Below are 20,318 nucleotides of genomic sequence, written 5' to 3'. Positions count from 1 at the left end.
TTTCCCCAGCAATTCATAGCCAGTTTTAGAACCAACCACACGAGGAATGAAAGTGAACTCTCAAGCCATCCGTATTCAGAACCATATCAATGGCGAGTGGGAAGACGAGGTCGGTGGACAGTATGTCCCGCTCCGTAACCCTTCCACCGGCCAGGTCATCGGTGAGGTGCCGATTTCCTCGCCCGAGACGTCCCGTCGCGCGGTTGCCGCGGCCGCGGCTGCGTTCCCCGCCTGGAAAGCCATGCCTCTGCCGAAGCGCATGAACTACATCCACCTCATGCATCAGGCCCTGAAGGACAATCTGGAAGCCCTTGCCCAGGCCGTTGCCGTCGACCAAGGTAAGCACATCGCTGAGGCGCGAGGTGAGGTCGGCCGTGTCATCGAGATCGTTCAGATGGCGTGCGCGATTCCTGCGCTGATTCAAGGTGAGACGATCCAGGGCATCGCAAACAACATCAATGGCCGCGTGATTAAGGCCCCGATCGGGGTTTTCTGTGGCGTTGCCCCGTTCAACTTCCCGGCGCTGGTCTTTGGCTGGTTTATCCCCTTCGCAATCGGCACCGGAAACACCTTCGTCTACAAGCCGTCCACGGAATCGCCGCTGTTCATGCAGAAGATGATGCAACTTCTCGTGGATATCGGCCTTCCGAAGGGTGTGGTCAACGTGGTGCACGGCGAGCGCGAGACCGTCGAAGCCTGGTATGACGACGACAATGTCTCCGGCGTTTGCCTGGTGGGCTCCACGCCAACCGCCCAAGCCATTGCCGCAGGCTGCGGCCGTAACGGCAAGAAGACCATGCTGCTCGGCGGCGCCAAGAACTTCCTGCTCGCAATGGAAGACGCGCCGATGGACCTTCTCATCGAGAACGTGCTGATGTCGGGCTACGGCTCGGCCGGCCAGCGCTGCCTGGCGGTGTCGAACATTGCCGTCGTTCCAGAAATCTACGACGAATTCGTTGAACGTCTTGTGGCCGCATCGAAGGGCGTCCGCGTAGGCGATGCGACCGATCCCGAGGTCTTTATGGGTCCGGTAATCTCCGCAAAGGCCAAGGAACGCATCGAACGGTACGTTGACATTGGCGTAGCCGAGGGCGCCACGCTGGCACTCGACGGCCGGAATCCGTCGGTTTCCGAAGGCAACAAGGAAGGCTATTTCGTTGGCCCCACGATCTTCACGAATGTTACGCCGTGCATGCAGATCGCTCGTGAAGAGATCTTCGGGCCGGTACTGAGCGTCATCAAGATCGGTTGCATCGATTCAGCTCTCGACGCCATCCGCAAGCATAAGCTGGGCAATGGCGCCTGCATCTTCACGCAGAACACCTATTACACCGAAAAGTTCATCTCCGAAGCTGACGTCGGCATGGTTGGCGTGAATGTTGGGATCTGTGCTCCGCACCCGTACTTGCCGTTCGGTGGCATCAAGGGTTCCCTGGTCGGCAACAACAAGGTTCAGGGCAAGGATGCGATCGACTTTTTCACGCAGAACAAGGTCGCAACTGTACGCATCGTCGAACCCGGAGCCAAGCCTGCCGCAGCGGGTAACGCAGGTAACGGTGCGGTTCGTAGCTGCGTTGCGAGCTAACTAGTCTCGTAAGCAGTAAGGAGGGGCGCTGCTTCTGCACCGCCCCTCTTTTTCCATACGCTGTCCTCTTGTGCGTCAGCGTACTTGACCGCACCGCCCTCACTCGCTGGCCCAGCACCGCGACGGAATCAGGTGTCGCGAAAGAGCTGCAATCAGCAACCGTAGGTCCAACTCTAAGCCATGACAACAATCGACGTAACTGTCCCAAACAACGGCGACCTCGACCAGGGCGCAACCCTGCTTAGCTGGAGAGTCAACGTCGGCGAGGAAGTCGCCCGTGATCAGATTCTCGTCGAAGTGGAGACTGAGAAGACCGTCATCGAGATCCTTTCCCCAACCGACGGCGTTTTGCTGAGCATCGATCGGGCAGCCGGTGATCTTGTTAGGCCCAACGAAGTGCTCGGCACCATGGCGTCGGCTGCGAACTCTATCGCCGCCGCCGATTCAATTTCTGAACGTGATTTCTCCAACGTTTCGTTGTTCCCAGTGAACATCGAAGAAGCCAGCGAAGGGAGATTTGATGTAATGGTGATCGGCGCCGGCCCCGGCGGCTACATCGCGGCTATTCGTGCCGCCCAACTGGGTCTAAACGTGGCCTGCCTGGAAGGCAACGCCTATGACGATCCCAAGGGCGAAGCCCGCCTGGGCGGCACCTGCCTGAACGTGGGCTGCATCCCGTCCAAGGCGCTGCTGGCTTCGTCCGAAGAGTTCGAAAACGCCTCGCACCACCTGGCCGACCACGGCATCACCGTGGGTGACGTCAAGGTCGACGTGGCCAAGATGCTCAAGCGCAAGGACGACATCGTCGGCAAGATGACGAAGGGCATCGAGTTCCTGTTCCGCAAGAACAAGGTGACCCTGTTCAAGGGCTACGGCAAGTTCGCCGGCAAGGCAGCCGAAGGCTTCCAGGTCGAAGTGAACGGCGAAACGCTGACCGCCAAGCAGGTCATCATCGCCACGGGCTCGAAGGCCCGCCACCTGCCGGGCATCGCCGTCGACAACAAGCTGATCAGCGACAACGAAGGCGCGCTGAAGTTTGAGACGGTGCCGAAGAAGCTGGGCGTGATCGGCGCCGGCGTGATCGGCCTGGAGCTCGGTTCGGTGTGGCGCCGCCTGGGCGCCGACGTGACCGTGCTCGAAGCGCTGCCCGCATTCCTGGGCGCCGCCGACGAAGGCGTGGCCAACGAAGCCCAGAAGCTGCTGACCAAGCAGGGCCTGAAGTTCAACCTGAGCGTCAAGGTCAACGAAGTCAAGACCGGCAAGGACAACGTCACCGTTGCCTACACCGACAAGGACGGCAAGGACCAGACGCTGGAAGTCGATCGGCTGATCGTGTCAGTCGGCCGCGTGCCGAACACCGACAACCTGGGCCTGGAAGCGGTTGGCCTGGGCGTGGATCAGCGCGGCGTCATCGAAGTCGACGACCACTGCCAGACCAAGGTGCCTGGCATCTGGGCAATCGGCGACGTGGTGCGTGGCCCGATGCTGGCCCACAAGGCCGAAGCCGAGGGTACCGCCGTTGCGGAGCGTATTGCAGGGAAGAAGCGCCTCGTCGATCTGAACGCAATCCCCTCAGTAATCTATACCAGCCCCGAGATTGCGTGGGTCGGCAAGACAGAGGCAGAGCTCATCGATCAAAAGCGCGACTATACAACCGGCTCAGTGCTGTTGAAGACGAACGGCCGCGCGCAGGGCATCGGCTCTACCGATGGTTTCGTGAGTGTTTATGCCGACGCGAGGACTGGGGAGATCCTGGGTGTACACATCGTGGCACCAAATGCGTCTGATCTGATTGCAGAAGCAGCGCTCGCCATGGAACTGCAGGCCACTGCCGAAGAATTGGCGCACGCCGTCCATCCTCACCCGTCTCTGTCCGAATGCCTCAAGGAAGCGGCAACCTTGGCGCTCGATGGAGTAAAGGGTGCAAACGCCTCCACACCCATACCGATCGATGATCGCAAAATTGTGAGTTAGCGCGTCAATAGCTCACGCCGGTGCATACTGGCTATGCACCGGCGTGGCAACCGGGAACTCGCCAATCAACGTGAGTTTCTGTCAGCCAGCGGCCCTGAAGGCTCCGGAAGCACTGCAGCCCGTGCAGCGACTTCTGGATTGCCACACACGGTCGCTCCTCGTTCGTCTTGTCGCGGAATCGCACGTCACACTGTTCCTCCGTGCTGTCCGTTGGAATGGACAGTCTTGTCCACGCCGCATTGTCGCACCAGCGCGACGTCCGTCACACGGCAAGGCCCGCCCCTTCCGGAGCGGACCTTGTGTCGGCATTCAAGCTATTTGCTTTTCTTGCCACCTAAGCGCTTTAATATCTTTTCCCACCACATGAGTTTCTCGTAGGGGGGATCGTACTCATCCTTGTCTATCCAGTGACGGTGCACCTCGGTGGGCGTAATTTCGCCAGTGTTGGCATTCACATGCAGCCCAATTCTGCCGGTAGGGAACCATGACGACACTTTTGGGCAGGGAAGCCGGAAGCCACAGCGCCATAGCTGAAGGTAGATGGAAGCTTTCGTTGGCCACCAGGCAGGGAAAAACCAGCCGGCCACGTTCGAGTGAACTTGAATCCTCATCTTCCTGAGGTCCACACCATCCGCGACTAGCTTGGTTGCGATGTCCTTCAAACTGGACTCTGGCATATCACAGTGCCAGAGGAAGCCTGCCCCGCCACCGTCAACCGTTCCTGCCACGCCTGTGCAGGGACCAATGTTCTCGGTAAAAGCTCTCGCTCTTCGTCGCGAGCCAGTAATACCTTAGAGTCCCGCTGTTGTACTTTTTTGACCATTCAACTCCTTTTTATGCTTTGTTGTTCCCAACAACACGTACGGTTTCGCGGACAGCGCTGTGAGGTTGAATTACGGCTTCCGTTCGCAAAACTGAACCGTGGACAGTTAGGGGCATAAAGGGAGGTCCCGAGATTTGCCACTCGCTTTTGGAGCGAATCGACATGCTTCCCCATGCATGGTCCAGACACCTTTTACGGACATCTTTCGGTGGGTCGTCTAAAACGTTCCATAGGCATGTGCTTCCGCCCCTCGACAGGGGGGGGCGACACTCGACCAGCTAAGCTAACATAGCGCGGTCATCCGTAAATCAGAGCTTCGCCCCATTTCCACCATTGGCGGCCTGGCAATGCCAGTCGCTGAGAGCTGGTGTTCAATATAAAATAATTGCGAGTGAATTATGGCTTTATTGAGAGTCGTCTCTGTAAAATTTACTCATTACAAAGCATTTAAAAATTTTTCCATAAATCTTCAAGAATTCAATGTTTTGGCCGGACCTAACAATTCCGGGAAATCTACAATTGTCGGAGCCTTCCGGATTCTGCATGAAGGCTTACGGAAGGCTCGCGCCAAGAATCCAGAACGAGTCACTGTCGATGGCATCGCCATGCAGGGCTACAAGATTAATATTGATGGATTGCCGGTCGCATCGGAGAACATATTCCATGACTATGACGACAGTCGCACTGCGACAATAGTCTTCCGTCTATCCAATGAAAATATTTTGTATTTGCATTTTCCCGAGCGTGGTCTTTGTGTTTTGGTGGCCGAGCCAAAAAATGGCGCTATTCGAAGTCCCAGTCAATTTCGAAATGCTTACGACATTGATATTGGATTTGTCCCGATTCTCGGCCCTGTGGAGCAGCACGAACCTCGGTATCAAAAAGAAGCCGCACGAAAGGCCTTACTCGCAAGCGGGGCGTCTCGTAATTTTCGAAATATTTGGTATTACTACCCAGAAGACTTTTCCCGATTTCGTGAATTAGTGCAATCAACTTGGCCAGGGATGGACATCGAACGGCCGGAATTGAGCGATGACGGTAAATTTCTGTTAATGTTTTGCCCCGAGGAACGATTTCCTCGCGAAATCTGCTGGTCTGGCTACGGCTTCCAAGTTTGGTGCCAAATGTTGACTTTTATCGTCAAATCATCCTCGGCCAGCCTCTTGGTCATTGATGAACCGGACATCTACCTCCACTCAGATCTTCAAAGACAGTTGGTCTCCTTGTTGCGGGAACTGGGCCCAGATATTGTCTTAGCAACTCACTCTACAGAGATTATCGCAGAATGCGAACCAACTAGTCTCTTAAACATCAACAAGCGAAAGAGTTCGGCTAGCCGAGTTCGAGATGTTTCTCAATTAAAGCGGGTTTTTTCAGCCCTAGGGTCGAACCTCAACCCGACCTTAACGCAGCTTGCAAAAACTCGGCGTGCCGTTTTCGTGGAAGGATTGGATTTTCAGATTCTTGCGCCATTAGCTCGAACGCTGGGAATGCAAAAACTCGCAAACCGCAGTGATTTTGCGGTGATCCAGACAGAAGGTTTCAATCCTCGAAGGGCAATTGATCTCGCTGCTGGCATCGAGAAGACAGTCGGAGGGAAGATTCTGCGGTCGGTAATTCTCGATCGCGACTATCGGTGCGACGAAGAAATATCCGAAATCGAGAGAGAGCTTAAAGAGAACGGATTTTACGTACACATACACAAGCGCAAAGAAATCGAAAACTACTTACTCACAGTCAAACCACTTACTCTAGCCCTTCAAGCTCGCCTGCGAGAGAGGGAGCGAAGAACGGGTAAATTTGTTGGCATGCTTCCGAATATTGAAGCTCTACTTAATGCGAATATGGAAGATGTACGCCACGAGGTTTTTGCGCAACTACTTGCTCGCTATTCTGACTTCAAGAAACGTACCGCAGGCAATCTAGATTCAGCGACCGTTAACGCAAAGCTATCTAGGGAATTTGAAGCTAGGTGGTCGCAGGTCGAGGGGCGCGAAGCCATGGTGCCTGGAAAGGAGATTCTTGCCAATCTTAACCGCCAATTGCAAGAATCCTGTGGGGTGACACTGAGCGATGGAGTTATCGCCAATCAATTCTCGCGAGAGACGATTCCCGAAGATTTGCTGCATTTACTCGATTTTCTAAATCAGTTCGGTCAAATGACGGCCCCAGATTAATAAGGATTTCATTGTCGGCTACCGCTCTGCCCTGCCAGGAGCGGACGACTGTCGAAATAGTCCGAGCCGTAGCGGATCTTATACTCGTCCCAAATATTTCCAGACGCGCGAATGATGTGATCCAAGTCCTCGCGCTTCATCGCGCCCCCTCAGCCGATAGGGCTTCGGCAACATCCCCAAGAACGCCCCCCTTTTTAAGCGCTCTAACCTGAAAGATGACGCGTTGCCGCACATCGTCCGGTAGCACCGTCGGTAGCGGCGACGCCTGCCTCAGCTCCTGAGCCCGCTTGGTACGCCCAAGCGCCTTCCGCCACATGTTATGGGCAATGATGTTCTCCCATTCCCTCCACAAGCTTTCGGAGCGACTCGGTCCATTGGCCAGCCACTTAGCCAGCGTCGCCCTTACCCGATCTACAAGCTCTGGGTTGGTGCGTAGCAACCGCACCGCTTCCTCATGTAGTGCCAGGCTTTGCAGATCTTGAGCTTGATGCCGATCCGGATCAGAGCGAACGAAGACCTGAACCTGCGGGGTAGCGCGCCGAGTGTTCGCGCTGGCTGAGCCCGGCGGTGCGGGCTGAAACGTATCCGACACCAACATCGCGAGATCCCCAGCGACGCCCAGTACCGACATCACGCGCAGGTAGGTTCCGATCGATGGAGTCGGATCTCCAGCTTCGACTGAAGTGAGCGTCGTCCGCGACACCCCCACTCGTCGAGCCATCTCGATGGTCGTCAGGCCTTTCGCCTTGCGCAGGCGTTTGATTCGATCACCCAACTGCAGAAGCAATTGGCGCTCGAGAACGGGGGTTGTGCTGCGTAACGTCTCCATATGTCCAGTATCCTAGGCACATTCCAACATTTTGCCCAGTTTGCTGAACAGATGAGGCTAAAGACGTGGTCCCTCGCACGTCACACGGACTATAGAAAGCTTCGAGAGGGCGGGTTGCTTGGCAGGTTTTCTCCGGTGCAGTGATTGCCGCACTTTGCTTTTCGACTTCCGAAAAACTGGGCCCAGTTGCCGATGCCCTCGCCGGCGAGAATTACTCGCATCAACTCCCCTCGAACGAAGCCAGCACGTCGTCCGGCAACGCCGCATCGAAATCGTCCGCGATCTTGATCTCTCCCCTCAGGTCTCCAAACCGTTGCACCTTTACAGCAGCCTTAGTTGGTACCAGCGCCGCCGCCGGCTTACCCGCCTTGGCGATAACTATTTCTTCCCCACCGGCAGCGGCGTCGACGAGTCGAGAGAAGTTCATCTTCTAAAAATGAATAGTTTTCATTCCCACCCCTTATCGACTTAGTCCAGTCTAGCCAAATCGCACAGTGAGTCGATTGCGGTCGAGGTGGTCATGGTATGCCGGAGGGAGAGTGGAGAGTGTCTTGACTGCCTAGTCTTGCTCTCTGGGTCACAGAGACGGAAGCGGTTCAGGTGAGCGCTGCACCGAAAAGACGGCCAATAGGCATGAGAAGCGGACAGCACGCAGAAGACAGTCACGATTGGCCGTGATGTGTCGATTGCGCCGACAAAAAAACCGTAGAGCCTGTAACGATGCGGCTTTCCCACCGATTGCTTTACCGGATTCTCAAACTTTATTGGCAAGATTTCTCAATCTTTATTGTCCCCCTACAGCAATCGCCGGCGCATCCTGCCAGCCGCCGCCCAGCGCCAGGAACAGGTTGATCTGGTCCATCGCCACTTGGGCGTCCGAAGCGGCCAGCGCGGCATCGGTGTTGGCCAGCGTGCGATCCGCGTCGAGGCTTTGCAGATACGGCGAACGTCCCGCCTGCCATAGCAGACGATTCTGGCGCGCGGCTTCGTCCGCCTTGTCGCGCGCGGCGCGCAGCGACCGGTTGCGATCGAGTTCGTGCGTGTAGGTCGACAGCGCGCTCTGCGTTTCGCGCAGCGCCTTGAGCACCACGCCGTCGAAATGCGCCAGTGCACCTTCCGCGCCGAACTCCATGTTGTGGATGCGCGCACGCGTGCCGCTGGTGGGAATGGTCCACGAGATCGCCGGTCCCCAGCCCCAGTGCGCGGTCGGCGCCTGGCCCAGGTGATCGAGAATCCCGGTGAAGCCGGCGGAAGCGCCAATGCGGATCTGCGGGAACAGGTCTGCCGTCGCCACACCGATCTTGGCCGTCGCGGCGGCCAGTTCGCGCTCGGCCTGACGCACGTCGGGTCGACGCTTGAGCAGTGCCGTGCCATCGCCAACCGGCAACGGCTGCTTGAGCGCGGGCACGTGCTCGCACGCCACGCTGCGCACATCGAGCGCGGCAGGCGGCTTGCCCAGCATCACCGCGAGGCGATAGGCGGCGCCTTCCTGCTCGGCGCGATAGCGCGGCAGCGCCGAGCGCAGCGTTTCGGCCTGCGCCTGCGCGCGCAGCAGATCGGTAGGCTGGCCGCGCCCCGCATCCACCAGCTTCTGCGCCAGTTGCACGCCGCGCTCCTGCAGATCGAGCTGATGCTGCGCCACGTGCAGCTCATGCGTGGCCGTGCAGCCCTGTACATAGGCGCGCACGGTCTCCGCCACCACGCCCACGCGGGCCTGGTCCAGCGCCGCATGGCTGGCCTGCGCGGCAGCCAGCGCCGCCTCGTCGGCACGCTTGAGCTTGCCCCAGAAGTCGATCAGGTACGACACCTCGAAGCCGATGTCGCCAAAGTTCATCGCCGGAATCTTTTCTTCATGCAGCAACGGTTCGCCGGCAATCTGCCCACGTTCCGCACTGGCCTTGAATTTCGCTTCGGGCAGGTTTTCGGCTTCCACCTCGTGATAAACGGCGATGGCGCGTTTGAGATTGGCGGCGGCCACGCGCAGATCGGTGTTGGCCACCAGCGCCTGCTTGACCAGATCGTCGATATGCGGATCGTCATACAGGCGCCACCAGTCGTTGGGCACATCGCCAATCGACACGGCATCGTTCTCGGTGCCGGCGAACGGACCGTTGGCGGCCGACGCCTTGACTACGGCGTCATCGGGCACCTTGTGGTCGGGACCGACCGTCATGCATGCAGCCAGCGCAAGCGGCAACATGGCCGCAAGCGTGGCGCGGGCAAAGCGTTTCACTGCAGGGCTCCGGTTGCGGACGCGCTCTTGCCGGCCAGCGCGACCTTGTCTTGCGAGGCACTCTTGTCAGCCGCCGCTGCCGGCGCGGCGGGCTGATCGGCCGTCTTGCCATCGGCCTTGACCGACACCGTGGCAGTACGGCCGGCGACCAGACGCACGTCATCGGGCATCTGGTCGAACTGGATGCGCACCGGCACGCGCTGCGCCAGTCGCACCCAGTTGAAGGTCGGGTTCACATTGGGCAGCAGGTTCGACCCGTTGGTGCGGTCGCGATCCTCGATGCCGGCCGCGATGCTTTGCACATGGCCTGGCAGCACGCGCTTTTCGCCCATGATGCGGATGTCGACGGGGCTGCCGATATGGATGCCCTGCAGCTTGGTTTCCTCGAAATAGCCTTCCACGTGGAACGACTTCGAATCGACCATCGACAGCACCGGCTTGCCGGTCACGACGTAGTCGCCCAGGCGCGGCAGCCGGTCGTTGACATAGCCTTCCACCGGGCTCACCACGCGCGTGCGTTCGAGGTTCAGCCGTGCCACGCCGATCGCTGCTTCGGCCTGCGCCAGCTGGGCCTCGCCCTGCTGCACCTTGGCCAGGCCCTCTTCGATGATTTCCTTGGACACCACGTCGGACAGCTTCTGGCTGCGCGATGCTTCGCGGCGCGCCTGCGCCAGGGTCGCACGCACCGCGGCTGCGGTGGCCTCCGCCTGACGCAGCGCCAGCGCGTAGCGTTCGTGGTCGATCTCGAACAGCACATCGCCCGCCTTGACATGCTGGTTGTCCTTCACGGCGATGCGCGTGACCAGACCCGATACGTCGGGCGCCACCTGCACCACGTCGGCGCGGATATGCCCGTCGCGCGTCCACGGCGCCACGGTGTAGTAGTCCCACAGATGTTTGACAACGACCGCGCCAACCGCGGTGACGGCCAACGTCAACACGATCGGCCCGAGCGAGGAGAGTCTGAGTTTCATGATTGCAGCCACGGCGCCATCGCTACCACTCCACCAAGGATGATGGCGTACAGCGCCAGATTGAAAAGGGATCGGTGCCACACGAGCTTGTAGAAGCCCACGCGGGTCAGCACGGCGCGCGCCGCACTGGTGACAAGAAAGGCCGCGAGCATCCACACCAGCAGGCTGGGGATGAACACGCCGTAGATACTGAATTCACCGGGCATCATGCATTTGCGGAAACGGGTGCCGGCAACGCCGGCGGAAACAGGGCCACCTGCATATCGACCAATGCGGCCAGCGCCACGCGCGAGCGCACCTTGCGCTGAGCATGGGCCAGGCGCGTTTGCAGCGCGGCCGGCGGCGCATCCGCCGAGCCATCGAGGCGCGCCTTGTAGTAGGTGGAAATACTGCGCAGCACGCGGCGCACCGCATGCTGTTCGTCGCCGGACATGTCGGCCATTTCGCGCTGCAGCGCCAGCGCAGTCAGTTCCACGCGCACTTCGCTGAAGCCGTCGGTCGATACTTCGCTGTCGCTGGCGGCCAGTCGCGGCACCAGTTGCGCCAGGCGATCGAGCATGCGGGCGCGCAAGCGCGTATGCGAATCGGGATGCCGGCCCAGCGCGTTCTCGGCAATGTCGCTCCAGCCCGCGCGCACCAGCCGGCGCGTGGCAGCTTTGGTGCCGAACGGCCTGACCACCAGCGTCCACGCCAGCGCAAAGGCGATGCCTGCAATGCCCGCCACGTTACTGTTGAAGAACGCCTGGAAGTTGGCGCTGTATGCGCCCTGGATGCCGATGTCGTTGGCAGTCACCACGGCCAGCGGCATGCCGATCATGGCCAGCCGGGGCTGCGCCACCAGCAGGCCGATGATCAGGTACGGCACGGCAAACATCAGCACCAGCATTTCAAAGTCGTGCGCCACCGGCAGCACGGCAAACAGCATGACCAGCGAGATCAGCAGGCAGACCACGTTCCAGTTGAAGAACGACTGGATCATCGGCGCTGGTTCGTCCAGCGCGGCAAAGAAGCAGCACGAGATCGCCCCCAGCGCGACAGCGCCCGCGCCGTCGGCCCAGCCCATCTGGATCCACAGCATTCCCATGGCGAAGATCGCCAGCGCCACCGTCACGGTGGAAAACAGCAGCATGCCGTGGTCGTAGTGACGCGCGCGGCCCACTTCCCAGCGCAGGAATTCGGGCACCCAGTTGCCTTCGATATGTTTTTCGCCAAGGCGGCGGCACAGCGACACGCAGTCATGCCAGAGCACCACCATCTGCTGCAGCCGGTCTTCGGCGGCGGTCACCAGCGCGGCGTCCCAGCCCGCCTGCGCGGGCGTGGCGGTCAGCGCAGGCCGCGCGTCGCCGGGCGCGCCGGCTTCGATCCATGCCTTGACCGCGCGCATCTGCGCGGCCAGTGCCGCGGGCAGGCCGCCCGCGGCCTGGAGAGATTCGACGATGGTGGCCAGCGACGAGAGCACTGGCAGCAGCATGGTCATGCGCCCGCGCAATTCGCGTGCGGCGCGCACGCGTTCGGCGCTTTCGGCATCGTAGGAGAGCTGGCTGATCAGTTGATCGAGCGCCAGGATATCGGCGGCCAGCCGATGGCGGCTATGGTGCTGCGAAACCTTGGCGCCCGGCGATGCCGACAGCATGTCGCCGGCCCACAGCGCCGCGTCGGCCATCCATTGCCGCGACTTGTCGCGCAGCACGTTGGCCACGCTCGCCGGCAGCACGATGGCGCCGACCACGCTGGCGCACAGGATGCCGAGGCAGATTTCCTCGGAACGCGCGACGGCCAGATCGAACACCGCCACGGGGTTATCCACGGCCGGCAGCGCGATCAATGGCAGCGTGTACGCGGACAGCATGAACAGATAGCTGCGCGGCGTGCGATGCAGCAGCGCCACATACAACAGGCAAGCCACCCAGATCGCCACGGCGCCCATCAGCAACGGCGGAGAATTGACCAGCGGCGGCACCATGGCAACGGCAGCTGCTGCGCCCAGCAGCGTGCCCAGCACGCGGTACAGCGCCTTCGAACGTGTGGCGCCGGTCAGCGGATGCGCGACGATGTAGACCGAACCCATGGCCCAGTACGGACGCGGCAGGCCAAGGTACATCGCGATCCACAAGGCCAGCATCGCAGCGATAAAAGCCTTGAAGGAAAAGATCCAGTCTCGTGAAGACGGCCAGCTCATCATGCTGCTCAGGACTCCTGCCTGGCCGATGAGGAAGCCGCCGCAGCAGCGCGCGACAGTGCTTCGAGCACGCGCAGCGTGGCGGCCATATCGGCCTCGCTGACGTCGGCAAAGACCTCGGCGCGCAACTGCTTCAATTCCACTTCGATCTGCTCGGCCATGCGCTCGCCCGCCTCGGTCAGCGACAGCACATTGGCGCGCCGGTCGCTGGGATCCACCTCGCGGCGCACCAGCTCGGCGGCGCTGAGCTGATCGACCAGGCGCACCAGCGTGGCGCCCTCCACACCGACATAGTCGGCCAGCGTGACCTGACGCACCCCGCCGCCCAGGCGCCGGATAAACAGCAGCGGCGCGGCCGCCGCCGCGGAAATGCCATGGGCGGTCACGGCGGCTTGACTGATCTGTCGCCATTGACGACCGGCCAGCATCAGCTGGCCGGTGAAGGCGAATCGGAGGGCATCAATTTGTGACATAGGTCAAATGATAGACCTGAACTAATTAGGATGCAAATGATTTCCTTCCGAATGGTTTCTGTAAGCGTGATCCGGCCGTCATTTAACGAGTGAATTTCAGTCGGAAGGCGCAGTGCCGCCCACGGCGCTCAGATTGGCCAGCATGTCGTCGACCATCTCCTGCAGCCCATAGGCCGGTTGCCAGCCCCAGTCGCGACGCGCCGCACTGTCGTCGATCGAATCGGGCCAGCCCTGCGCGATGGCCTGGCGATAGTCGGGCTGGTAGCGGATCTCGAATTCGGGAAGACGACGACGGATGGCCGCGGCGATCTCCTCCGGCGTGAAGCTCATGCCGGCGAGGTTGTAGCTGCCGCGCTCGCGCACGGCGTCGCGCGGCGCGTCCATCAGGTCGAGCGTCGCGCGGATCGCGTCCGGCATATACATCATCGGCAAGCGCTCGCCGGCGTCGAGAAAGCACGTATAGGCTTCGCCACGCACCGCGTGGTGGAAGATGTCCACGGCGTAGTCCGTGGTGCCGCCGCCGGGCGGCGTCTTGTGCGAGATGAGACCCGGGTAGCGCACGCTGCGCACATCGACGCCATGGCTCTCGAAGTACCAGCGGCACCAGCCTTCACCGGCCAGCTTCGAAATGCCATACACGGTGGTGGGTTCCATGACGGTCTTCTGCGGTGTATCGACGCGCGGCGTGGTGGGCCCGAACGCGGCGATCGAGCTGGGCCAGAACACGCGCTCGATGCCGTGATGACGCGCGGCTTCCAGCACATTGAGCAGGCCCGTCATGTTCAGGTTCCAGGCCCATTGCGGGGCCTTTTCGCCGGTGGCGGACAGCGCCGCGGCCAGCAGATAGATCTGCGTAATGCCATGTCGCTCGATCACGGTGGTCAGCGCGCCGCGGTCGGTGATATTGAGCATTTCGTGGGACAACTGCATGTGCCGGCCGGTCGGCACCACGTCCGACGTCACGACCTGCGCGCGGCCATGGCGCTCGGCCAGCGCCAATGCCAGCTCCGAGCCGAGTTGTCCGTTCGCGCCCACGATCAGGATTTTCGGCGCGATAGTGGCAGTACTGGTGTGACCCCGATCGCTCATCGAATCAGCCCCAGTTCGCGGCCCGCCTGCGCGAACGCATCGAGCGCCGCCTGCAACGCGGCCGTATCGTGTACCGCGCTCATCTGCACGCGAATGCGCGCCTGGCCCTTGGGCACCACCGGAAAGAAGAATCCGACCACGTACACGCCCAGTTCCAGCAGGCGATCGGCCAGCTTCTGCGCCTTGTCGGCGTCATAGACCATGATCGGCACGATTGGATGGTCGCCCGGCTTGATGTCGAAGCCTAGCTGCGCGATGCCCGCGCGGAAAAATGCCGTGTTCTGCGCGAGCTTGTCGCGCAATTCGGTGCTGCCTTCGAGAATATCGAGCACCGCGATGCTGCCGCCGACGATCGCTGGCGCTACGGTGTTCGAAAAGAGATAGGGACGCGAGCGTTGCCGCAGCAGGTCGATCACTTCCCTGCGCCCCGATGTGAAGCCGCCCGACGCGCCGCCCAGCGCCTTGCCAAGCGTGCCGGTGATGATGTCGATCTTGCCGAACACGCCGCGCGCCTCGTGCGTGCCGCGTCCGCGCGCGCCCATGAAGCCGGTGGCATGGCATTCGTCGATACCTAGCAGTGCTCCGAATTCATCGCATAGTGCGCGCATGGCGTCGAGCCGCGCTACGGTGCCGTCCATCGAGAACACGCCGTCGGTGAACACGAGCTTGTAGCGCACCCCATCGGCATCGGCCTGGCGCAACTGCGCCCGCAGATCTTCCAGGTCGTTATGCTTGTAGCGATAACGGCGCGCCTTCGACAGCCGGATGCCGTCGATGATCGATGCATGGTTCAGTTCGTCGCTGATCACGGCGTCGTCGGGTCCCAGCAGCGTTTCGAACAGGCCGCCGTTGGCGTCGAACGCAGAGCCGTACAGGATCGTATCTTCGGTGCCGAGAAAGCGCGCCAGACGCTGCTCCAGCGTCTTGTGCAGATCCTGCGTGCCGCAGATAAAGCGCACCGAAGACAGACCATAGCCGTGCGTGCGCAAGGCGTCGTGGGCGGCATCGATCACGCTTGGATGCGACGACAGTCCAAGATAGTTGTTGGCGCACAGGTTGATCACATCGCGCCCATCCGCCGTGCGGATGCGTGCGCCCTGCGGCGTGGCGATGATGCGCTCGCGCTTGTACAGGCCCGCATCGCGGATCGCATCGAGCTCGGCGCGGATCGATGCGTAAAAGGCCTCGGTACTCGACATGGCCAGACTCCCGGTGGTAGTGTCTCGGATCGTTCGATCGATAAATCGAACGCGTTCTGTATAAAGAACGATTCGTGCACTATAACGAACGACTATCGATGACGCAAGCATCCTCCGCCAAAACGCCCGCCACCGCAGACGGGCCGCCCGCAGTAGGCAGCGCGCTCCAGGCCCTGCGGCAGAGCCAGCACCTGTCGCTGGACGACCTGTCGCGCCGCGCAGGTGTCTCCAAGTCTATGCTTTCGCAGATCGAGCGGAATCTGGCCAATCCCACCGTGGCGGTGTTGTGGCGGCTGGCCAACGCGCTGGGCGTGAGCCTGACGGATTTCCTGGCGCACGGCTCGTCCGCGGCCGCGGCGCCGGCCATCGCCGTGGTGCCAGCGCATGCGGTGCCCGCGCTGAAGAGCCCGGACGCGCGCTGCGAGCTGCGCATTCTCGGGCCGATCGATCTGGCGGGACGCTTTGAATGGTACGAACTGTCGATCCAGCCCGGCGGCGTGCTGGCATCGGAGCCGCATGACACGGGCACGCAGGAGCATCTTTCCGTGCTGACGGGATCGATGACGGTGCGCTCCGGGAGCGAAGAGAAAAAGCTGAAGCACGGGGAAACCGCGCGATACGGTGCGGATGTCGCCCATGCCATCGGCAATCCCGGCAAAAGCGCGGCAACGGCCTTGCTGGTGGTAGTGCATCCGGGCTGAGAAAACCGCCGCGGTCCCGCGATCTGCGGAAACTGGTCGGCAAAACCGGCCGGCCGTGGGACTAGCGGCCGGCGGTGTGGGAACGCAGCATCGCGCCCACCCCCTTGAACTGGCGCATCAGTCCTCGGCCTTCATGCGCTCGCTGGCCAGCAGGTTGCGCTTGGTCTCGAGAATGTGTTCCTCCAGCAGCGCGGCAACCTGTTGCGCATCGCGCGCCTTGCACGCTTCAAGAATGCGGTAGTGGTCAGCCTGCGGCCCATCCTTGCCCGTGGCCAGCGACATCTGCTCGTGCGTGTAGCGGTCCGTATTCAGGCAGAACTCTTCGATCAGGCGACGCAGCCGCTTGTTGTTAGCCGGCGCGCACAGCGCCAGGTGAAAGCGCCGGTTGTATTCGGCCCATTCCACCAGCGATTCCGACTTGGAATACGCATCCAGAATCTCCTGCATCTGCTGGAAATCCTGCTGGACCATGTTCGGCACGCCTAGTCGCGCCGCATGACATTCCAGCGCCACGCGGATATCGAGCAATTCGCAGATCTGCGTGACGTCCATCCCTGAAACCACCGCGCCACGGTTGCGCTGGTAGGTCACCAAGCCCTCGGTTTCCAGCTGACGCAATGCTTCGCGCACCGGAATGCGGCTGGCATTGAAGCGTTCGGCCAGCGCGTCCTGGCGCAGTTGCGCCCCCGACGGCAGCGTGCCTTTCAGGATTTCGTAGCGAAGCTGATCGCGAATGATCTGGGGTAAACCCTTGGTTGGAGCGCTTGCGCGGCCCGTTTGCGTGGACATGGAGTGCTGGAGATCGGTGTGCGATTCGAATGAGGCCCCTATTGTGCCTGAATATTTGCGCTGCTATATTGGATCCAATTTACAAACTTACATATCCAATAGGCTTTGCAACGTATATGTCTGCACACAATCTTCATCCAAAATTCACTAATGAAACGGTACTGTCGTACGCACCGGACAGCGCCGAACGCCAGGCGCTAATTGCAGAACTGGACGCGCAGCAGGCACGCGTGCTGGAAATCCCGGCGATCGTCGGCGGCGAACGCATCGCCAGCGGCAACTTCACGGACGTGCGCGCGCCGCACGCGCACCACCAGCAGTTGGGCCGCATCCACAACGCGGATGCCGGCACCATCCACGCAGCCATCGACGCAGCCGTGGCTGCCCAGCGCGACTGGAGCCAGGCAACGCTGGCCGAGCGCGCCGCCGTCTTTTTGAAAGCGGCCGACCTGCTCGCAGGCCCGTGGCGCGCGCGGCTGAACGCAGCCACCATGCTTGGCCAGAGCAAGACCGCCTACCAGGCCGAAATCGACTCGGCGTGCGAACTGATCGACTTCCTGCGCTTCAACGTGCAGTTCGCCCATGAGCTGGCCAACGGCCAGCCGATCTCGTCGCCCGGCATGCGCAACCATCTCGAATACCGCCCGCTGGAAGGCTTCGTCTATGCGGTCACGCCATTCAACTTCACGGCGATCGGCGGAAATCTTGCGATCGCTCCGGCGCTGATGGGCAACACCGTTGTGTGGAAACCGGCGGCAACCGCATCGCTGTCGAACTTCCTGTTTATGGAGCTGCTCGAAGCCGCCGGCCTGCCCAAGGGCGTGATCAACTTCCTGCCGGGCGATCCGGTCGCCGTCAGCGGCGCGGTGCTGGCGCGCCCGGAACTGGCCGGCATCCACTTCACCGGCTCGACGGCGGTTTTCGACACGCTGTGGGGCGAAGTCGGCCGCAACGTCGCGCGCTATCGCAGCTATCCGCGCCTGGTAGGTGAAACGGGCGGCAAGGATTTTGTGCTGGCGCATGCCTCCGCCGACGTGGAAGCGCTTGCCGTAGCCCTGCTGCGTGGAGCGTTCGAATACCAGGGCCAGAAGTGCAGCGCGGCCTCGCGCGCCTATGTGCCGGCATCGCTGTGGCCGCAAGTGCGCGCACGATTGGTGGCGCTGGTCGAGACCATTCGCATGGGCGACGTGACCGACTTCACCAACTTCATGGGCGCGGTGATCGACCGCCGTGCCTTCGACCGCATCGACGGCCATCTGCAGCGCGCCGCGGCGGATAGCGGCGTCAAGGTGGTGGCCGGCGGCAAGACCGATGCCAGCGTCGGCTATTTCATCGCGCCGACCGTGCTCGAAGTCGACAATCCGCGCCATACGCTGATGGAAACCGAACTGTTCGGCCCGGTGCTGAGCGTCTACGTCTACGCCGACAAGCAGTGGCCCGAAGTACTGGCGCTGGTCGACAGCACCAGCCCCTACGCGCTGACCGGCGCGGTATTTGCCACCGAGCGCGCCGCCATCGCGCAGGCCGCCGATGCGCTGCGCTTTGCCGCCGGCAACTTCTATATCAACGACAAGCCAACTGGCGCCGTGGTCGGCCAGCAGCCCTTCGGCGGCGCGCGCCGCAGCGGCACCAACGACAAGGCGGGCTCCGCGTTGAACCTGCTGCGCTGGGTGTCGCCGCGCACCGTCAAGGAAACGTTCGTGCCGCCCAGCGATTACCGCTATGCGCACATGGCGGCCTGAAGCGCGGATCGACAAACCGCGAACCCGCTGAAGCCAACGGACGGCATATGGAGACGTATGGCGCGGACGGCGACGTCGCCCGCGCAACAGATTTCTAGCCACACCACCACGGAGAAGAAAAAATGAAGCGAGCCACCCTGTTGTCCACTGCCCTGGCGTTGAGCCTGACGGCATTTGCCGGCGCGGCCGGCGCAGCCATCTCGGGCGATGTTGTGAAGATCGGCGTCATGACCGATCTGTCCGGCGTGTATCTCGACTATGCCGGCAAGGGCTCCGTCGAAGCCGCCAAGATGGCCATCGAGGATTTCGGCAATGGCCTGCCCGGCAAGAAGATCGAACTGGTCACCGCCGATCACCAGAACAAGGCCGATATCGGCAGCGCCCGTGCACGCGAATGGATCGACCGCGACGGCGTCGATGCCATCGTCGACCTGCCCAATTCCTCGGTCGCATTGGCGGTCTCGCGCATCGCGTCCGAAAAGAAGCGCATCTCGCTGATCACCGGCGGCGCCAATCTGCGTCACACCAACGAAGAGTGCTCGCCGTACATCGTGCACTACGTGTACGACACCTACGCGCTGGCCAACGTGGCTGGCAAGGCGATGGTCAAGCAGGGCCTGAAAAGCTGGTATTTCCTGACGGCCGATTACGCGTTCGGCGCCTCGCTGGAAACTGCCACCGCCGACGTCGTCAAGGCGTCGGGCGGCTCCGTAGTCGGCCAGGTCAAGCATCCGCTGAACGCTTCGGACTTCTCGTCGTTCGTGCTGCAGGCGCAGGCCTCCAAGGCGCAGGTGGTGGCGCTGGCCAATGGCGGCGGCGACACCATCAATGCCATCAAGGCCGCCAACGACTTCGGCCTGCCAAAGAACCAGACGCTGGTCGGCCTGCTGATGACGATCAGCGATGTGCACAGCCTGGGGCTCAAGCTCACGCAGGGCATGAAGATGACAGACGCCTGGTACTGGGACCTGAACCCGCAGACGCGCGAATTCGGCAGCCGCTTTTTTGCACGCATGAAGCGCATGCCGAACATGGTTCATGCCGGCACCTACTCGGCCGTTCTGCAGTACCTCAAGGCGGTGCAGGCCACCGGCAGCGACGATTCGGACACCGTGATGGCCGCGCTCAAAAAGGCAAAGATCAACGATGCGTTTGCCAAGAACGGCTACATCCGCGCCGATGGTCGCATGATGCATGACATGTACCTGATGGAAGTGAAGAAGCCCGCCGATTCCAAGTCGCCGTGGGACTACCTCAAGCTCGTCGCCACGGTGCCGGCCGAAGAGGCGTTCCAGCCGCTGTCGCAGTCGCGCTGCACGCTGGTCAAGAAGTAAGCCACGCCGGGCGGCCTGCCGGCGGCGCCGCCGTCGGCTTTCCATCTCGTCTTCCAATCGTTGCCGCGCTGCATGCGCGGCAATTCCTTGCGTATCAGATGACAACCAACGTACTGGAAGTCCGTAACCTGACGAAGTCGTTCAAGGGGTTCACCGCAGTGAGCGACGTGAATCTGTGCGTGCGTCGCGGCTCGATCCATGCATTGATCGGACCGAA

At 61.4% G+C, this 20,318-nt stretch carries 17 protein-coding genes and 1 pseudogene; 7 read left to right on the top strand and 11 right to left on the bottom strand.

What is annotated here, in order from left to right; translation table 11 throughout:
• The first annotated feature begins 52 nt into the window (after window positions 1-52).
• On the top strand, window positions 53-1,585 hold the full coding sequence (gene mmsA / locus AC1RKI_RS07380; RefSeq protein WP_222104623.1) for a CoA-acylating methylmalonate-semialdehyde dehydrogenase: 1,533 nt from the start codon (window positions 53-55) through the stop codon (window positions 1,583-1,585).
• A gap of 180 nt (window positions 1,586-1,765) precedes the next feature.
• On the top strand, window positions 1,766-3,559 hold the full coding sequence (gene lpdA, locus AC1RKI_RS07375; protein ID WP_144198152.1) for a dihydrolipoyl dehydrogenase: 1,794 nt from the start codon (window positions 1,766-1,768) through the stop codon (window positions 3,557-3,559).
• 314 nt (window positions 3,560-3,873) lie between these two features.
• On the opposite strand, the gene AC1RKI_RS07370 is transcribed toward lpdA, so the two are convergent.
• On the bottom strand, window positions 3,874-4,221 hold the full coding sequence (locus AC1RKI_RS07370; RefSeq protein ID WP_144198151.1) for a hypothetical protein: 348 nt from the start codon (window positions 4,219-4,221) through the stop codon (window positions 3,874-3,876).
• A 559-nt stretch (window positions 4,222-4,780) separates the two neighbouring features.
• Here AC1RKI_RS07370 and AC1RKI_RS07365 point away from each other — a divergent pair.
• Window positions 4,781-6,559, top strand: coding sequence for an AAA family ATPase (locus AC1RKI_RS07365; protein WP_144198150.1), 1,779 nt, complete (start codon window positions 4,781-4,783; stop codon window positions 6,557-6,559).
• A gap of 136 nt (window positions 6,560-6,695) precedes the next feature.
• Here AC1RKI_RS07365 and AC1RKI_RS07360 read toward each other — a convergent pair whose 3' ends face one another.
• The 9 genes from AC1RKI_RS07360 to kbl all read right to left on the bottom strand — a co-directional run bounded on the left by AC1RKI_RS07360 (window position 6,696) and on the right by kbl (window position 15,535).
• Window positions 6,696-7,388, bottom strand: a complete 693-nt coding sequence (locus AC1RKI_RS07360) for a helix-turn-helix transcriptional regulator (RefSeq protein WP_144198149.1) — start codon at window positions 7,386-7,388, stop codon at window positions 6,696-6,698.
• Window positions 7,389-7,608: 220 nt separating this feature from the next.
• Window positions 7,609-7,815 carry a type II toxin-antitoxin system Phd/YefM family antitoxin gene (locus tag AC1RKI_RS07355; RefSeq protein ID WP_144198148.1) on the bottom strand — a complete coding sequence of 69 codons (207 nt, stop codon included), beginning with the start codon at window positions 7,813-7,815 and terminating at the stop codon, window positions 7,609-7,611.
• A 357-nt stretch (window positions 7,816-8,172) separates the two neighbouring features.
• The gene (locus AC1RKI_RS07350; RefSeq protein ID WP_227460933.1) at window positions 8,173-9,621 is read right to left on the bottom strand and encodes an efflux transporter outer membrane subunit; all 1,449 of its coding nucleotides are present in this window, start codon (window positions 9,619-9,621) and stop codon (window positions 8,173-8,175) included.
• Window positions 9,618-10,595, bottom strand: coding sequence for an efflux RND transporter periplasmic adaptor subunit (locus tag AC1RKI_RS07345; RefSeq protein ID WP_170292588.1), 978 nt, complete (start codon window positions 10,593-10,595; stop codon window positions 9,618-9,620). The genes AC1RKI_RS07350 and AC1RKI_RS07345 overlap by 4 nt, the downstream gene beginning before the upstream one ends.
• A complete protein-coding gene (locus AC1RKI_RS07340; RefSeq protein WP_061959916.1) occupies window positions 10,592-10,801 on the bottom strand; it encodes a DUF1656 domain-containing protein in 210 nt (69 codons plus the stop codon). The genes AC1RKI_RS07345 and AC1RKI_RS07340 overlap by 4 nt, the downstream gene beginning before the upstream one ends.
• Window positions 10,801-12,777, bottom strand: coding sequence for an FUSC family protein (locus AC1RKI_RS07335; RefSeq protein WP_492796183.1), 1,977 nt, complete (start codon window positions 12,775-12,777; stop codon window positions 10,801-10,803). The genes AC1RKI_RS07340 and AC1RKI_RS07335 overlap by 1 nt, the downstream gene beginning before the upstream one ends.
• A gap of 5 nt (window positions 12,778-12,782) precedes the next feature.
• Window positions 12,783-13,247: a MarR family winged helix-turn-helix transcriptional regulator gene (locus AC1RKI_RS07330; protein ID WP_061959908.1), complete on the bottom strand. Its 465-nt coding sequence runs from the start codon at window positions 13,245-13,247 to the stop codon at window positions 12,783-12,785.
• A 96-nt stretch (window positions 13,248-13,343) separates the two neighbouring features.
• Window positions 13,344-14,336 carry an NAD-dependent epimerase/dehydratase family protein gene (locus AC1RKI_RS07325; protein ID WP_492796186.1) on the bottom strand — a complete coding sequence of 331 codons (993 nt, stop codon included), beginning with the start codon at window positions 14,334-14,336 and terminating at the stop codon, window positions 13,344-13,346.
• Entirely contained in the window at window positions 14,333-15,535 is a 1,203-nt protein-coding gene (gene kbl / locus AC1RKI_RS07320) for a glycine C-acetyltransferase (RefSeq protein ID WP_492796188.1), read from the bottom strand. The genes AC1RKI_RS07325 and kbl overlap by 4 nt, the downstream gene beginning before the upstream one ends.
• A gap of 98 nt (window positions 15,536-15,633) precedes the next feature.
• On the opposite strand from kbl, the gene AC1RKI_RS07315 reads away from it, so the two are divergent.
• On the top strand, window positions 15,634-16,236 hold the full coding sequence (locus AC1RKI_RS07315) for a helix-turn-helix domain-containing protein (RefSeq protein WP_061959905.1): 603 nt from the start codon (window positions 15,634-15,636) through the stop codon (window positions 16,234-16,236).
• A 117-nt stretch (window positions 16,237-16,353) separates the two neighbouring features.
• Here AC1RKI_RS07315 and AC1RKI_RS07310 read toward each other — a convergent pair whose 3' ends face one another.
• The gene (locus AC1RKI_RS07310) at window positions 16,354-17,025 is read right to left on the bottom strand and encodes a GntR family transcriptional regulator (protein WP_061959904.1); all 672 of its coding nucleotides are present in this window, start codon (window positions 17,023-17,025) and stop codon (window positions 16,354-16,356) included.
• Between the two features lie 116 nt (window positions 17,026-17,141).
• Between AC1RKI_RS07310 and pruA the strand changes: the two genes are divergently transcribed.
• The 3 genes and pseudogenes from pruA to AC1RKI_RS07295 form a co-directional block, all read left to right on the top strand.
• Window positions 17,142-18,767: an L-glutamate gamma-semialdehyde dehydrogenase gene (gene pruA, locus AC1RKI_RS07305; protein WP_492796191.1), complete on the top strand. Its 1,626-nt coding sequence runs from the start codon at window positions 17,142-17,144 to the stop codon at window positions 18,765-18,767.
• 122 nt (window positions 18,768-18,889) lie between these two features.
• Window positions 18,890-20,101 (top strand): ABC transporter substrate-binding protein, encoded by a 1,212-nt coding sequence (locus AC1RKI_RS07300; protein ID WP_061959902.1) that lies wholly within the window; start codon window positions 18,890-18,892, stop codon window positions 20,099-20,101.
• A gap of 98 nt (window positions 20,102-20,199) precedes the next feature.
• Window positions 20,200-20,318 (top strand): annotated as a pseudogene (locus tag AC1RKI_RS07295) (ABC transporter ATP-binding protein); the annotation flags it as partial.

It is taken from the genome of Cupriavidus sp. GW822-FHT06G04 (genome assembly GCF_058799075.1).
This window is presented reverse-complemented; position numbering and strand designations above follow the sequence as displayed.

Bases quoted from the DNA above. Each gene is read 5' to 3' on its own strand.
- lpdA (WP_144198152.1), top strand. From the start codon at position 1,766: ATGACAACAATCGACGTAACTGTCCCAAACAACGGCGACCTCGACCAG.
- AC1RKI_RS07365 (WP_144198150.1), top strand. From the start codon at position 4,781: ATGGCTTTATTGAGAGTCGTCTCTGTAAAATTTACTCATTACAAAGCA.
- AC1RKI_RS07360 (WP_144198149.1), bottom strand. From the start codon at position 7,388: ATGGAGACGTTACGCAGCACAACCCCCGTTCTCGAGCGCCAATTGCTT.
- AC1RKI_RS07355 (WP_144198148.1), bottom strand. From the start codon at position 7,815: ATGAACTTCTCTCGACTCGTCGACGCCGCTGCCGGTGGGGAAGAAATA.
- AC1RKI_RS07345 (WP_170292588.1), bottom strand. From the start codon at position 10,595: ATGAAACTCAGACTCTCCTCGCTCGGGCCGATCGTGTTGACGTTGGCC.
- AC1RKI_RS07340 (WP_061959916.1), bottom strand. From the start codon at position 10,801: ATGCCCGGTGAATTCAGTATCTACGGCGTGTTCATCCCCAGCCTGCTG.
- AC1RKI_RS07335 (WP_492796183.1), bottom strand. From the start codon at position 12,777: ATGATGAGCTGGCCGTCTTCACGAGACTGGATCTTTTCCTTCAAGGCT.
- AC1RKI_RS07330 (WP_061959908.1), bottom strand. From the start codon at position 13,247: ATGTCACAAATTGATGCCCTCCGATTCGCCTTCACCGGCCAGCTGATG.
- AC1RKI_RS07325 (WP_492796186.1), bottom strand. From the start codon at position 14,336: ATGAGCGATCGGGGTCACACCAGTACTGCCACTATCGCGCCGAAAATC.
- kbl (WP_492796188.1), bottom strand. From the start codon at position 15,535: ATGTCGAGTACCGAGGCCTTTTACGCATCGATCCGCGCCGAGCTCGAT.
- AC1RKI_RS07315 (WP_061959905.1), top strand. From the start codon at position 15,634: ATGACGCAAGCATCCTCCGCCAAAACGCCCGCCACCGCAGACGGGCCG.
- AC1RKI_RS07310 (WP_061959904.1), bottom strand. From the start codon at position 17,025: ATGTCCACGCAAACGGGCCGCGCAAGCGCTCCAACCAAGGGTTTACCC.
- pruA (WP_492796191.1), top strand. From the start codon at position 17,142: ATGTCTGCACACAATCTTCATCCAAAATTCACTAATGAAACGGTACTG.
- AC1RKI_RS07300 (WP_061959902.1), top strand. From the start codon at position 18,890: ATGAAGCGAGCCACCCTGTTGTCCACTGCCCTGGCGTTGAGCCTGACG.